18 protein-coding genes, 1 tRNA gene and 1 pseudogene are annotated in these 14564 nt (G+C 40.6%); 10 read left to right on the plus strand and 10 right to left on the minus strand.

Going from position 1 to position 14564, the window contains the following annotated elements; translation table 11 throughout:
- A pseudogene (locus THEPK_RS13300) lies at positions 1-222 on the minus strand (IS982 family transposase); the annotation flags it as partial.
- Positions 223-350: 128 nt separating this feature from the next.
- On the opposite strand from THEPK_RS13300, the gene hypA reads away from it, so the two are divergent.
- From hypA to THEPK_RS12280, 4 genes are all read left to right on the plus strand, one after another.
- The gene (gene hypA / locus THEPK_RS12265; protein WP_042702670.1) at positions 351-767 is read left to right on the plus strand and encodes a hydrogenase nickel incorporation protein HypA; all 417 of its coding nucleotides are present in this window, start codon (positions 351-353) and stop codon (positions 765-767) included.
- Positions 764-1489 carry an Mrp/NBP35 family ATP-binding protein gene (locus THEPK_RS12270; protein ID WP_042702673.1) on the plus strand — a complete coding sequence of 242 codons (726 nt, stop codon included), beginning with the start codon at positions 764-766 and terminating at the stop codon, positions 1487-1489. The genes hypA and THEPK_RS12270 overlap by 4 nt, the downstream gene beginning before the upstream one ends.
- Positions 1490-1510: 21 nt before the next feature.
- Positions 1511-1978 (plus strand): hydrogenase maturation peptidase HycI, encoded by a 468-nt coding sequence (gene hycI / locus THEPK_RS12275; RefSeq protein ID WP_042702676.1) that lies wholly within the window; start codon positions 1511-1513, stop codon positions 1976-1978.
- Positions 1979-2227: 249 nt separating this feature from the next.
- Entirely contained in the window at positions 2228-3205 is a 978-nt protein-coding gene (locus THEPK_RS12280; protein ID WP_042702678.1) for a hypothetical protein, read from the plus strand.
- A gap of 307 nt (positions 3206-3512) precedes the next feature.
- Here THEPK_RS12280 and THEPK_RS12290 read toward each other — a convergent pair whose 3' ends face one another.
- Complete coding sequence (locus THEPK_RS12290) at positions 3513-4481, minus strand: AlbA family DNA-binding domain-containing protein (protein WP_042702683.1); 969 nt, start codon at positions 4479-4481, stop codon at positions 3513-3515.
- Positions 4482-4797: 316 nt separating this feature from the next.
- On the opposite strand from THEPK_RS12290, the gene THEPK_RS12295 reads away from it, so the two are divergent.
- The 6 genes from THEPK_RS12295 to THEPK_RS12320 all read left to right on the plus strand — a co-directional run bounded on the left by THEPK_RS12295 (position 4798) and on the right by THEPK_RS12320 (position 8386).
- Complete coding sequence (locus THEPK_RS12295) at positions 4798-5166, plus strand: PDDEXK family nuclease (protein WP_042702685.1); 369 nt, start codon at positions 4798-4800, stop codon at positions 5164-5166.
- Positions 5167-5198: 32 nt separating this feature from the next.
- Positions 5199-5504, plus strand: a complete 306-nt coding sequence (locus THEPK_RS12300; RefSeq protein WP_042702688.1) for a hypothetical protein — start codon at positions 5199-5201, stop codon at positions 5502-5504.
- Positions 5505-5573: 69 nt separating this feature from the next.
- The gene (locus THEPK_RS12305) at positions 5574-6263 is read left to right on the plus strand and encodes a hypothetical protein (RefSeq protein ID WP_042702691.1); all 690 of its coding nucleotides are present in this window, start codon (positions 5574-5576) and stop codon (positions 6261-6263) included.
- 128 nt (positions 6264-6391) lie between these two features.
- Complete coding sequence (locus THEPK_RS12310) at positions 6392-7162, plus strand: minichromosome maintenance protein MCM (protein ID WP_042702693.1); 771 nt, start codon at positions 6392-6394, stop codon at positions 7160-7162.
- 203 nt (positions 7163-7365) lie between these two features.
- Positions 7366-7578 (plus strand): hypothetical protein, encoded by a 213-nt coding sequence (locus tag THEPK_RS12315; RefSeq protein WP_042702696.1) that lies wholly within the window; start codon positions 7366-7368, stop codon positions 7576-7578.
- A gap of 22 nt (positions 7579-7600) precedes the next feature.
- Positions 7601-8386 carry a hypothetical protein gene (locus THEPK_RS12320; protein ID WP_042702699.1) on the plus strand — a complete coding sequence of 262 codons (786 nt, stop codon included), beginning with the start codon at positions 7601-7603 and terminating at the stop codon, positions 8384-8386.
- A 36-nt stretch (positions 8387-8422) separates the two neighbouring features.
- Here the strand turns inward: THEPK_RS12320 and THEPK_RS12325 are convergent, their stop codons facing one another.
- From THEPK_RS12325 to THEPK_RS12360, 8 genes are all read right to left on the minus strand, one after another.
- A complete protein-coding gene (locus THEPK_RS12325; RefSeq protein WP_042702702.1) occupies positions 8423-9235 on the minus strand; it encodes a hypothetical protein in 813 nt (270 codons plus the stop codon).
- Positions 9236-9411: 176 nt separating this feature from the next.
- Entirely contained in the window at positions 9412-10419 is a 1008-nt protein-coding gene (locus THEPK_RS12330; protein ID WP_042702706.1) for a hypothetical protein, read from the minus strand.
- 73 nt (positions 10420-10492) lie between these two features.
- Positions 10493-10705, minus strand: coding sequence for a C2H2-type zinc finger protein (locus THEPK_RS12335; protein WP_198011331.1), 213 nt, complete (start codon positions 10703-10705; stop codon positions 10493-10495).
- A 243-nt stretch (positions 10706-10948) separates the two neighbouring features.
- Positions 10949-11025 (minus strand) — tRNA-Arg (locus tag THEPK_RS12340).
- A 62-nt stretch (positions 11026-11087) separates the two neighbouring features.
- Complete coding sequence (locus tag THEPK_RS12345) at positions 11088-11465, minus strand: hypothetical protein (RefSeq protein WP_042702712.1); 378 nt, start codon at positions 11463-11465, stop codon at positions 11088-11090.
- Between the two features lie 50 nt (positions 11466-11515).
- Complete coding sequence (locus tag THEPK_RS12350) at positions 11516-11938, minus strand: hypothetical protein (protein WP_042697770.1); 423 nt, start codon at positions 11936-11938, stop codon at positions 11516-11518.
- A gap of 133 nt (positions 11939-12071) precedes the next feature.
- Positions 12072-13247, minus strand: a complete 1176-nt coding sequence (cpsA, locus tag THEPK_RS12355) for a carboxypeptidase CpsA (RefSeq protein WP_042702718.1) — start codon at positions 13245-13247, stop codon at positions 12072-12074.
- 50 nt (positions 13248-13297) lie between these two features.
- Complete coding sequence (locus THEPK_RS12360; protein ID WP_342764018.1) at positions 13298-14401, minus strand: AbgT family transporter; 1104 nt, start codon at positions 14399-14401, stop codon at positions 13298-13300.
- Positions 14402-14564 lie beyond the last annotated feature (163 nt).

Consider the following 14564-nt stretch of genomic DNA (forward strand, 5'->3'; position numbering starts at 1 on the left):
TTGTACCTGATTTTGGGGAACTAGCTTCATTTCTTCGATTAGGACTCTGTAAGCGTGCTTGTAAACTCCGTTAAAGTGCAAGTGTGCTAGTATTGCGAAGGTTATTAGGTCGTAGAGGCTGATTATTTCCCTGTGAGTGTTTTCGGGTTAGTGTTTGCTGATTATCGGGTAGATTTCGGATTTTATGATCAGGATTTCCCTCTGAAAACTCAATACAACCACCAATCAACCAAAAGACTTAAGTGCTTATAACTCTAACGATCTAATGGGAACTAGGGTTTAACACCTTTTGTTTAAAACGCCACCCTTTATAAACAGTACCTGTTTAGACTTTTTAGAGGGGATAGGATATGCACGAATGGGCGCTCGCTGATGGTATAGTTAGGACTGCAATTGAATTTGCAAGGCAGCATGGGAAAGAAAAAGTACTGGGCATGAGGATCATCCTTGGAGAACTGCAGGATGTCAATCCGGAAGTACTCGAGTTTGCCATCAACGAAATAAAGAAGGGAACCATTGCAGAGGACGCAGAGGTTGAGTTCGTTATTGAGGAGGCAGAATTCAGGTGCAGAAACTGCGGAAACGAATGGAAGCTTAAAGAAGTCAAGGACGGCTTTGACGAGAGAATAAGGGAAGACATTCATTTCATTCCTGAAGTAGTCCATGCTTTCCTCGCCTGCCCGAAATGCGGTAGCAGGGACTTCGAGGTCACAAAAGGCAGGGGAGTTTACCTCGCGGCAATAAAGGTAGAGGGTGATGAGGAGTGATCGACCCAAGGATAAAAGCCGTTGAGGCAAGGCTTGAGAACGTAAAGAGAATCATTCCCGTAGTGAGCGGCAAGGGAGGCGTGGGAAAATCAATGGTTTCCACAACTCTAGCATTAGTCCTTGCAAAGAAAGGGTATAAAGTTGGCCTTCTTGACCTTGACTTCCACGGGGCAAGTGACCACGTAATTCTCGGCTTTGAGCCCAAGGAGTTTCCGGAGGAAGACAAGGGTGTTGTTCCTCCAGAAGTGCACGGAATCAAGTTCATGAGCATAGTGTATTACTCTGAGGATAAGCCGACCCCGCTGAGAGGAATGGAGATAAGCGATGCCCTGATAGAGCTCTTGGCCATAACAAGATGGGATGAGCTTGATTTCCTCATAATTGACATGCCTCCGGGAATGGGAGACCAGTTCCTGGATGTGCTCAGGTTCCTCAAGAGGGGTGAGTTCCTAGTTGTTGCAACTCCTTCGAAGCTTGCTGTCAACGTTGTTATGAAGCTTCTTGAGCTTCTGAAGGAACAGAACCTGAAGGTAATCGGCATAGTGGAGAACATGAAGCTCGATGAAGAAAAGGAGATCGAAAACCTCGCCAAAGAGTTCGGTGTGCCCTACCTTGCCGGCGTCCCGCTCTACAGAGACCTCGATGAAAAGATAGGCAACGTGGAAGAGCTGTTGAAGACAGAATTTGCCAGGAAGATCGAAGAAGTTGCAGATTCCCTTTAATCTCAATTTTTGGTGATAGCTATGGAGGAGTTTCTTGAAGGGGCAACGAAGGTTGTTGTGTGTGGCATCGGGAACGACATCAGGGGAGACGATGCCTTTGGAGTTTACGTCGTGGAGAAGCTGAAGGAAAAGGTCTCAAACCCCAAGGTAGTGTTTCTGAACTGCGGCGAAATGCCCGAGAGCTATGTTGGGAAGATAATAAGGGAAAATCCCTCTCATGTGGTTTTTATAGACGCGGTGCATTTTGAAGGAAAGCCGGGCGAGATAGTTTTAGCCGATCCAGAGGGAACACTTGGGGAGGCTTTCTCAACCCACAAAATGCCCCTGAAGCTTCTGGTTAGCTACCTAAAGGAGCAGACAAATGCGAAGTTCATTCTCATAGGGGCCCAGCCGAAACAGACCGGACTTTTTGTGGAGATGAGCGACGAGCTGAGAGAAAGCGCGGATAAGCTGGTGGAACTGTTGGCAGAGCTTTTAAAGGGCATTTAAAGTTTTTAACGTTCAAAATCGTGAAAGATGCTTTAATGAAATGTAAATTGCTCAACTTTTGAGGAAGGTCTTGAATATTTTCTGGGTATTTCTTTACTACTTGATTTGACCATAGCAGCATTTTTCATTATTTTGTAATGTCTTTGCATATAACACAATTTTTACAAGAAAACGTTGAAAATTAAAAACCTGTGCCTTTATATACTTCAACATGCAATGACATATTAGGATATTTGGAGGTAATGAATTATGAAAGAGAAAGTCTTATTTTCTGTTTTTTTGAGTTTGTTGATGCTATTAGCAATTAGTCCCAGGGTTTCAGTAGAAGCCGCTACCCCTGAGAGATTCCCACTATATGCAGGTCAACATACGCTTGTGGGCGAAGTACTTGTGTGGAACGACGGAGAAAATCTTCATGTGAAATACACCATAACCGAATCAGGATGGTATCTGGTTGAGACACACTTGGAAGTAGCGACTAATTTGGGTGATATTCCACAAACCAGAAACGGCAATCCAATACCTGGGCACTTCACTTACAAGAATGAGTCCCACACGTTTGGGACAACTGAGTATACTTACACTCTGCCATTGGATGGAGGAGAAATACTATACATTGCAGCCCATGCTGTGGTCATGAACCTAATAGGTGACGGATCTTCATGGCAATGGGCAACAGAGGTTATTGACTACAAGCAAGGCACGCTTAAGGATGGAAATCCTATAACTGATCCTGCAAGAATGGACCCAAGTACAACCCTTGGAGATCCAGATGATAGTTTCTATTCACTGGGATTTGTAAACGAGTCACGGGGAGACGGCTGGATTGAGCTTGGATTTGGATATCCAGTTTACAATGGCCCTGGGGCAGATATTGCGATAAGGGAAATTACTTATGGAAGACCAAACTATCCAGAAGAAAAAGCAGATGTTTACGTTTGGCCTTTAGGAGGCAGTGATTGGGTATATGCAGGAACTGCAAGTAACAAAAACGAATACAGCTATATCGAGATCCCAGACTATATAATGTACGTTGAGAAAATCAAGCTGGTAGACAGCACTGATAAATCACTCCACAGCAACAATGCAGACGGATTCGATGTAGATGCAGTTGGTGTAAGGTATTTGTATTTAGGTGAAGAGACTGCTTGGGCAGGTGGAGTGGAGTTCCCAGGAAAGAACTGGGCAAGATACTTCAATTATACAGTTCAAGAGACTTCCGAATGAACTTAATGGGCTTTATAGCCCCCATAAACTTCCCCTGACTTTTCTTTTTATTTCTGTACAGAGTTATTTTCTCCGAAAACTTCACTCTTCGGGTAAGTGATAAAGATATCGAAGGTTCGTATCTATCCGTCTTATATTGCGATCCAATTCAATCTTTAACATCCTTATCAGACGTCTACGAACCCGTTTTTGAGAATACCACTCTTGAATCCACACCCCAATTAAAGCTACAATAGCACCAGAAAGAAGAGTGTGGAAAAAAGTTATCCAAACCATCTTGTCCATTCGTATCACCACCATACCTTAATTACTTTAGTGACCAAGTGTCGTATAAGGTCTGAATTCTTTTTTTTGTTGGTTCAATTTTAATTATTTTGCCCTCCATGTCAGGTGTCAGCTCTATTTCATAATAAGCCTGAGACATAACCTCCATTTCGTAACATTTGACTTCAATTTTAATCTTCCTTGACATAACTGGATCCACTGTAAGGATTATACGAGCGTCCTTCTTAACCTCATCTATTGGATACACTGGAATTGAAAGCGGAATAAATCCTGCACTAACCTGGAATTCATGATCCTTTAATTTCATAATATTTTCCTCTGCCTGAGAGTCTAATATTCCTTTTCCAGTTATATCAATAATAGCCGTTACATAAAAGGCAGGTTTTGAACCGATGTTTCTAAAAATTGGCTCAAAAGCAAGGTTAATGGTTGGAGAGCTTGGATCCCTTGTAATTTTGCATTTAAAGACAACATATGGTTTTGCTAGGGACTTTTTTGCAACTAATTCTAGGCTCTCGTTTAAGTCTAGCCTGTTTGTTGAGTCCCCTATCCTGACATAGGCACATCCAGACTCCCTAGAAAAATATACGACATCATCTCTTCTGCAGGCTTCAATTAAATAAACATATTTACCCTCTCCAACATCTACTTCTATAATATCATATTCCGGAGGAGTTACTGCCCGTGGAACTGAACTTATACCATCTCTAATCCAATTCCTAATTTTCTCCTTATTCAAATGATCTTTAGGTATTCCCGCGATTTCCTTCCTATCACTTACTCCAACAATTAACAAACCCTCGCCTTCGGCACTATTAAGGAATCCAACGATAGACTTGAGAATCTGTTTTTTTATACTCTCTTTTTGGGGAAGTTTAACTTCTTTAAACTCAAGCCGCACCGACTCTTCGGAAGTTCTAAGGAATTCCTCCAAGTCCTGCCTGGTTATAGGGGCTTTTTTTCCAAAAAATTCTTCAATTAGACGAGTCATCTTACTCACCTCATAATACATATCAAAATTTTTTCAAAGATTATTCCTCGAAAAGATATTAAAGTTTCGTTTGTCGTGAACTTTTTCACACCAAAATTTTCGCAAAGACAACTAAAATCAATTGTTGTGAAGACGTCATTAAACTGAAAACACGTCTCACTTATACTACAACTCTTAGAAGTCAATTTTGACAATAATATCAACTAAATGTTGCATAATATTCCAAGAGGCCAATAAATACTTGACGAATTTTCCATACTATTTTTGGAAAGGAATATTTAGGGAAAGGGTGTAATCTTGAATTGTGGTGGATAATATGGTGAATCTGTACCGAAAAGGCCGGATAGCTGAGAAGAAAGTTATGGACTGGCTCAGGAGTCATGGCTTTTACAACTTACAGAGGAGCAAAGGTAGTAGGGGACCGTATGATATATATGCTCGTTCTCCGTCTGGTGTGAAAACTTATGTGCAAGTAAAAAGCGGAAGTGCTTGGATCACGAAAGAAGAAAAAGGAAGGTTAAAGGAAGTTGCTAGGAAAAGAGGGGGATTTGCGGCTTATGTCCACAAAGACAAGGGGAATAAGTTCAGAATGATTCCCCTAGGAAATTGGGCAAACAAAAAGAATAGAAAGACTTCTACAGGAATCAAGAAAAAGAACACAACCAAAAGAAAACGCAGGCATTGAATGGGGTGTCCCAAAAGGGAGGAGGGATTTGCATGAGGCTTCCCCTTCCAATACCTAGAGAACCAACCTCTGAAAGGGATTACCTTAAGAAGAACCTTGAAACTAATTACAGAGCAACTATCGCTACTATTAGACAGGGGACTTGGATTGCTAGTTACCTTTGGACAGCTCATGGGTGGCGTGACATTCTAAAACCACGTGGATTTTCGTGGCAAATGTTTATGAAAGCTGTTAGAGCGAATTCTCTGAGCTTCCTTAAATGGATACAAGGAGAAAAAACATGGGAAGAATGCATAAAAGACTTGATCAATATAATTGAGATAATGTTAAAGTATTAAAAAAGTATTAAACCCTAATTCCCAAAAGTAGACTTCCTCTCATTCCTATCGAAAAAGAGAGGTGAGTCAATGACCGAAAGAAATGTGTCTAGTGGATCTGAGGAACTTATAAGGTTTATTTGCAAGGAAGTGGAAGAAAATGAAAAATTCTTGAATAAAAATGCAAAAGATGTTTACGAAGAAGTGATTGGCTTAGGGAATGATGCTATAGATATCCTACGTATAATTATTGAGAAATTCAAAACTGGAGAAGAGGCAATTAAACACCCAATGGCTTTCTTTGCAGTGCACGTGCTCATGCCAATAAGTTATGGAATTTACGTGGATTTGCTTATTGGAAATCTTCCTGCATGCTTTATGGAGCTTAGACTAATGCACGAGACAATGGCAAAGTGTTATCTTGCAGAAAAAATGGGCCAAGATCAAGAATTTTTTGGTACAAGCTTGGAGGCTCTCGAGAAGAGATACACAAGCACAAGCAAACTAATGGAAGAGTTGGGATCAGATTTTGTTAAATTATGGGGCAAACTGTCTGAAAATTGGGCTCATCCAAGAGGGATATCAAGAGGGATATTAAAGCATATTGTAGATAGAGTTGTAGAAAGGGGCATCCCACCTTCCTGGAGCATCATACTTCCAACAACTTATACAAACGATGATCTTGATGACCTCAAAGAATTAAGGAAGCGAGTAGCTGAGTTTAGAAAGTTACTGAAGATTGTGACTTCTGAATTGTATTCCCCAACCCAAAATCCCTAAGCGACATTCAAAACTACCTTGCTTTTATTCCCTTCTGCGAGAAAATTTCGCAAAACCTATATACTCTAAAAACCAAAACCCATAAGAACGTCGGACATTGCATGACAACACCAGGGGGAGACCACCGCATGAACCTAGATATTCAAGAAAATAGAATAAACAGAATTGCAAGATTTCTCATGGAGTATTCCGATGAAAACGGGAACAAAATATACCGGGACAACCTAATAGAAGCAGTAACAACCTCCAAAAAGACATCAATAGAGATAAATTGGGCGCATCTAAGTGCCTTTGACCCGAAACTTGCTACCGAGCTCATGGACTACCCGGAAGAACTCATCTTAGCGACAGAAGACGCTATTCTAATCATTCTCCAGAAGTACTTCTTTATGAAAAACCCTCCGAGGATCCATGCCCGATTTTATGGATTGCCTGAAACACATTCTATCAGAGAAGTAGAGGTCGAACATAAAAACAAATTCATCCAAGTTGAAGGAATCATTGCAAAAGTAAGAGAACCGGGAGTATTCTCTCCAAGAACTATCTTTGTATGCAAAGATTGTGGCCATGAAATGATCAGGCTTCAAAAGCCATACCACAGGATGATAAAACCCGAGAAATGTGAGTGCTGTGGAAATAGAAATCTTGAACTTGACACTGACAAAAGCCAATTTTCAGAGTTTCAAGAAATTTGGATACAAGACCTCTCAGACAAACGAAGAAAAATAAAAGCAATCCTACTAGATGACCTAGTAGACACAGTATCAACCAAAGATCATATAACAGCAACTGGAATCCTACGTTTAGTACCAAAAGAGAAGAGATCTACACCTGTCTTTGAAAAACTCTTAGAAGTCAACCACATAGAAAGACAAACCCAACCGGAGGGACAAAAGTGACAGAGAATCAAGAACGAATAGTGGAACCACTAGCGAAATTTCATGCGAGGTTGGACAAAGAAGGGAGAATTAGATTAACGGCTAGTGAAAAAGCTCTCTAAAACTTGCTATATACTTGTACTACAAGGAAAATAATAATATAGACCTTTGCGCCATGATTATCATGGTTTTTTTAAAATATAAATACCTCTAGGAGGAACACGATGGGAGAAAAAAGCTCACATCCCGATCTAATCGAAAGGCGCCACATAATTTTACAGATAATGATAAGTGCTGTTTTCATGGCTATTGGGATAAATATTCTTTCAAGTGCTGTTATTGAGTCTGTTGCCCAATCTATCTCGCTTAGAATTATCCTCTCAATGTTGTTGATATTCGTACCAGCATTGTATCTTACTAAATATTATTTAGGATGAAGTAATTATCGAGACTTTCCCCATGAGACTTTTAGTAGACAAGAATTCGGGTAGGTTTGGCCTGACAGACTATGATCCAGCATTTAGCGCTGCTGTGGTATGGGAAATATTCAAACAAGAACTTCAAAGTAAAAACAAACTTATTCCCAAATTAGACGATCCAGTCCTCCGAGACCTCATCGAATGGATTTTTATAAATTATTTACCTAAAATCTCATCTACAGAAATAAGCCCTGGAGATTTCCACATACTCTCGTATCCAATTCCTTCTCCGGAACCCCTTTCCTTTTTTACCCTGGATGAAACGTTCAAAGATAACATCTTTGTAAAGGCTATTAAAAGTGGTCGGGAGTCTAAGAGCTTTTTTAATGCTCTTTTACCACGTAATGTGAAGATAATTAGAAAAAGACAAAAAGAAAGCCACCCTGCAGAGAGCGAAATTATAATTAAAGGTAAATGGTTCACTCCACTAAATTTTCTTTCAATCACCGCAATGGTCGTTGGAATTGGTTCGGCGGCTACTCTACTCTTACAACTAATGGGATATACTCCCCAAGCTGTAGTTTTGGGAGAGGATAAAATTATCTGCGCAGAAAAGATTGTAGAAAGGGAGGAATTTAAAAAATTAGAAAAATGGATTGAAATAGAGGTTATAGTTACTGTTAAGTATAAAATGCGTGGAGGGTTATTTTTTCATCCTAAATTTAGAGAATGGTGTAATTGGGCTGAGAATGTGTGTTTACATGCGAAAAATTATTTTGATTTTAACAGGTATTTTGAGAAAAAACAAATAAGAAATAGAAAATAAACAGGTAGTAATTCTTGTAAAAAAACCTTTTATAACTTATCCACGCTCAGGAATTACAAAATCAAAGACTTCGTATTTTCCTGTAGGATAAAACTTATCCAAAAAGTCCTTCAGCACCCGATCTATCTTTTTGTTGTCTATCCTAATGTAGTTAAGCTCAAATCTACTCTTAGCCTTGTTCACAAGGTATACAAACAAGAGAACACTTCCAAAGTTGCTCTCTTTTTCCAAAAGCTCCTTAATTGATTTTCTAATTAACTTTAACTGATCAGTTTGATTTTTCAAATGAGCGAGATAGTACAAATTTGTTATGTCTATAAACAAAGCACATCTTGGAACATCGTATCTTCTTTTTGATTTTCTGTTAACAGCTCTTTTTATTTCCTGTATGATGTTTAGATCCTTGTCTGGAGAAATGTGTCTGCTTGTGCATTCAATAAATATTTCCTCCTGATTATATACTACTTTGAAGTCCGGAGGATCAGGAGTAGTGAATTGTAGGCCTTTTCTAATCAAAGAGCTTGCTACAGCAACTTCAAACCTGAATCCATAGTAATCACTGTCACTCGTGTTTATTTTCTCTCTAAACTTTTGCAATAGCGTAGGATCATAACGTTCAATATGCTGCAAATGTTTCACGAGCATTGTTAATCTCGCAAGCTCATAATCTCTAAACGAATACACTCCAGAATTATGATAATAAAATATGTCCTTTAGAGCTCTTCCTATAGGCTTTTCAAAGTCTTCTTTTGTTATGAATCTTGTATTGAGAAGTCTAGATAGCTCGACTACAATATTCCCGTAATTTAACAAGAATATCATAAGGGCTCTAAACTCATTTTCTTTCATGGTATCACATCACCTCAACGTAATTCCTTTTCTATTTGATCTGTTCGCACTCTGTTTAAATACATAAAGAACCCTAGGACTTACTATTGAGAGATCGACAACCGGCATGAGTTACCACCTTCTGTACTCTTCTGAGTCTTTTGCGAACCTACGTGAAAGCCAAAACACAAGATAACTTATCTTATTATGATCTTTCTTTTGGCATCTTTGATTACGATTTCCCTGGACCTACCCTTTCTCCTAATGTCCCCTTCCAGCACTACGACTTCCGCCCCAAGTGCTCTCAGTTTCTTAACGTAACTCTCCAAGTCAACAGTAGCTCCAACGTCCAAGATTACTGCAATGACTTCGTCGAAGTAGTCAACGTAATCTAAAACTTGTCCGACTAATCGCTGGAGCTTGCTCCTACTTTCAGCTATTTTGAGCTCAATTCCAATCCTGTCTCCAATAACTATGTCCACTTTCTGGTCTCCTACAGAAACTTGTCTTTGAACTTGGCTTCCAAGTCTCGCCCTGAGATATTGATAAAGCTGCTTTTCTAAGTCTTCCTCATCCCTAACTACTTCAGGTTCAAAGTCATAGAGAATGTCAATAATATCGACCTCATGAGATAGGGCTTCTTCTTCCTCTTCAGCTTTAAGGGACTCTTCAGTTTCTTCTTCCAGATTTATCGTTTTAATGTTATCGCTCTCTGCTCCAAAGATCATAGCCTTATACTCATCAAGTTCTTTTTGTTTCTGCTTTTTCAAAGCCATAAGAGCCTCATTTGCCTCTTCAAGCCACTTATTAAACTGATAAATGATGTGTCTAGACTTTATCTTGTACCTCTTAGCAACTTCAGAAACTTCTTCGAGAGTCATGTGAGAAGCCATGATATCAACAAGCTCTTCCTTATTTCGGATTTTGTATCTCTTCTTTTCTCCGTTCACAACAGCCGTACGATAAGTAGGGATCCCCTTTGCAACGCAAATTGCTTCAAGTTGCTTCATCTTAAGTTGAGACAAAATTTCTTTCTTAGCCTCAAATGCCTTCCTTTTCATTTCTCTTTGAAATGCTCTTTCGGCCTCAGCTATTTCCATCTTTATTTCCAAAGCCTTCGTTCTGTATTTTGCTTCTTTTGCTGCTCTGTCCATGGTTTTCTTTGTGACCTCACCAGCTTTTTTAAGAAAATCTTTGAGTCCCATCTCACATCACCAAAAGTTAAAACTAAATCAAAACCGCTCCATTTTCGTTGTTTCTACTAAATACCATAAACTTTCACCACAAAGAGAAGCCCTTCTTTTTCCGTTTCTTGGCTCTTTCAGCTCTTCTTTCCATCTTTCCAATCGGATCAATTGTTGTGGGATCTATCATTCTTCCTCCAAAAGGTGTTTTTATAGAATGGCTTTTAGAGATATGCTGCTGAAGCCCCTTATTGGTCTTAAACCACTTACCACAATAAGGACACTCAGGCATAATAAACACCACCATTGTCTATTTGTATAATTATTACTTTCAAATCTAATAAGTTTTTCGTTATAGCACCGAATATCGGACAACAAAAATTCTCTATATGCTATACACAAAAACCTACTTGCCGCAATAAACTAATAAGAAAAGGCTCAGGCACGGGTCCAGCTCATCATGGTCAGCCGGGGAGACCTTAGTGGTCATCATTGCCATAGATTTTAACTCAAGGAGAATTGCGATTCAAAAGAGTTCTTCAAGAATTTATGGCGGGCCCGCCGGGATTCGAACCCGGGACCTCCGGCTTAGAAGGCCGGCGCCCTATCCTGCTAGGCTACGGGCCCTCGGAGTTTATTGGGCTCGATTGCATTTATAAATCTTACGGTTTTTGAGGGCGTGTTTAGTTTCACCCCCTGTTATTTAAACAGTATTTGACTCTGAGGAGGATTTTCAGACCATAACACATTACCCCAAGCAGGATTCGGGTTACAGTAGTCTTTTTCAGAAAACAGGGGATCCTACTGCCAAACCACGTTGTAAACGCACCCCAGAACCCCTCATGAGGATTCCTATGCCTGTACTCTTCTTCAGAAAACACTCTGTCTCTCTTCTTACTACCAAAACCACCTGGAGCGTTCTTAGTTTTCTTAACAATCGGCCGATAACCCTTTTCCACCACAGTGTTCAGAACTTTCTTTGAATCATAAGCCCCATCAGCATAAAAATTCCCAGAACCCTCCGGCAGGAGTTCAATCAGCTCGTTCTCAGAAGTTGTGATCTTCACAGCAACCGGATACAGTAAACCCGGCAGGATTCTCGTTATTGCCTGAACTTCTATCCTGCCCTTTTTTTATTTGTGATAATGGTTGAGTCTGCTTGAGTGCTGGCGTAGGGTAATTTCTGGAGTTTTTTCAGGAGGTGGTTTGTCAGTTCTTCGAGGTTCAGCTTTTTCTCCCAGTTGTGGAGGGTTGAGTAGTGAATGTTTGCTCCGAAGAATTTTCTGCCGTAGTGCTGGGCGTCTCTGAGGGGTAGGTTGTAGTATTGTTTAAAGAGGAGTATTGCCAGTATTGTTTTTACTGGAAATTTTTTGGATTTTGGCAGGTTCTTCAGCTTTCCTTCTGATTCGAAGTCTGCTAAAACGTCAAGAATTGCGAATGCCACGCTTTCAGGGTCTTTGAGTCTGTGATCCCATCTGGGGATCACGACAACCACCTGAAAGAATTCAGCAAAAACCCTAATAAAGGTTACTATAAACACGCCCCGGTTTTTGAAAATGAGTTTTGTAATGCATACATAGCAAACCCCCATAAACCCGTCTATCAAACTGGTTTCTCCACGTCTAAAAATCAGAGCTTTTCAAAAAAGGGAAGTAGAAAAGCTATCCTAAATTCTATACTGCTATGTTGTCCTTGAGGTATTTATACGCCAGTAAAGAATACAGTGCAGTCCCTTTCCAGAGTACACTTTCGTCAACGTCAAATTTTGGATGGTGGTGGGGATATACTATGCCCTTTTCTTCATTTCTAATTCCCAAAAAGACAAATGCTCCTGGCACTTTTTGTAAGTAGAAGGCAAAATCCTCAGCCCCCATAGTGGGTTCAGCCTCTACAACCGGCCCTAAGGTTTGAGCAATTTTCATAGCGAATTCAGCAAGTTCCGGGTCGTTTACTGTTGGTGGATAAGGAGTTCTAAATAGCTCAACAGTCCCTTCACAGTCCCAAGCTTCTGAATAATGTTTCACGATTTTCTCTATTCTGGCCATTATTTTGTTTCTTAAGTCCATATCAAAGGTTCTGAGGGTGCCCTTTATCTCTACTACATCCGGAATAACATTATACCCATGACTTGCTTCAATGATTGGTGTAGTTATGACTACGGGCGAGAAGGGGTCAACATTTCTAGACACTATTTTCTGGAGTGCGTTGTAGATATCGGCCGCGGGGTTTGTTGGATCATTTGCAAGATGCGGAGAGGCCGCATGACCACCTTTTCCTTTAATCTTTATTACGTATCCGTCGGAAGAAGCCATGATTGGCCCTTTCCTTGTGGCAATTACCCCAGATGGCAATTGGGCCCATACGTGGATTCCAAAAATGGCATCGACGTCATCCAGGTGTCCTTCTTCTACTATCTTCTTGGCACCTGCTCCGCCCTCTTCTCCGGGCTGGAAGATTAGTTTCACAGTTCCCTCAAGCTGGTCTTTAATTTCAGCCAGTATTTTTGCCGCTCCGAGAAGCATTGCCGTGTGAGCATCGTGACCGCAAGCGTGCATCTTTCCAGGAATCTTTGACTTGTATGGAACGTCATTCTCCTCTTGAATCGGCAGGGCATCCATATCCGCCCTTAAGGCAACCGTTTTACCTTCTTTGCTCCCTCTCAAAATTCCAATAACACCAGTACCAGCAGTTCTGACGACTTCGTAACCAAGCTTTTTGAGCTCCTCCTCCACAATCTGAGAAGTCCTGACTTCTTCAAACCTGACTTCGGGATGCATGTGAAAATCCCTTCTCTTCTCAACAACACAAGACTCCAATTGTTTGGCAAGTTCTATAATCTTGTCTTCCATACCCCCATCCTCCTAAGAGGTTTATAAACAAAGACAAAAAAGTAGAAAAATCAAAGTCTAATTGGTGCTCCTGGTCCCAATGGGAGCCCTAAAAGGTACCAGACTATTGCCATCACTATCCACGTTACTAGGAACACCATGGAGTACAAGACAGTTCTTGAAATTATTGTACCAATGCCTACATCCTTCTTGTATACGCTTGCATAGCCGAGTATAACCGGGAAGTATGACATTAGTGGAGTAACTGCGTTAGTGCTTGAGTCACCAATCCTGTAGAGCAGCTGGGCCCACTCAGGGCTGTAGCCTAGGTAGTACATCATGGGTACAATAACTGGGGCCAGGAAAGCCCACTTGCTGGAACCGCTTGTAATAAATAAGTTAATGAATGTGGAGACGAATATTATTGCGATAAAGAGGCCAATTCCAGTGAATCCAGCGGACTTAAGGAAGTTCGCGAGCTTTATTGCAAGGATTGATGCCATGTTTGTGTATGTAAAGGTGTAAATGAAGTTTGCTATGGGGAATACTATCACAATGTATGAAGCCATGGTCTTCATGCTTTCTACCATATAGTTGAGCATGTCGGAGGGCCTCTTAACTGTTCCAACGCTTTTTCCATAGACATATCCTCCAATTACGAAAAACAGGAACAGTATTGGAACTATGCCCCTAAGGAATGTGGAAGGCACGATTGTATTCTTAACAGGGTCCCTTAGTGGGCCGTTTGGAATTATGGTCAACAGGAACATTAAAAGGAAGTATCCACCTGCGGCCAAAATTGCTTTCTTTAGTGCTTTCATATCTTTATCTGTAAGTGGGGTTAAGTATTCGGGTGGAACCTGAGCGTGCTCGTACTCCTCATCCCATCTGGCAAATCTTGGCATTGCGTATTTAACAGTAAATACTGTCCCGACTATGGTGAGTATAATGGTTGAAGCTACCATGAAATAGTAGTTTGCGGTTGGATATACATTATAGTTCGGGTCTACTATTTTTACAGCCGCATCTGTGATTCCCGCAAGCAGCACGTCAGTTCCTGCGATAAATATATTTGCAGTAAAACCTGCTGATGCTGCAACATAACCCAATATCAATCCAAAAATGGGGTCTTTTCTTCTAGAGTAGAAGAGTGCTGCCGAAAGTGGCGGAATTATTACTTTTTCTTCTGAAAGCCTCGCCCTTTAGGGCGGGGATGCAGTAAACTACCCAACAGCCCTCAAACAGGAAAGCGAAAAGCATTTAAGCAATAATGCAGACCATACATTAAGGGGTTCACAATGAAACCCGAATCACCAAGAATCAAAAGAACAAGACACG

It is taken from the genome of Thermococcus sp. PK, assembly GCF_000430485.1.
In the GTDB taxonomy this organism is placed as follows: Archaea; Methanobacteriota_B; Thermococci; order Thermococcales; family Thermococcaceae; genus Thermococcus_A; species Thermococcus_A bergensis.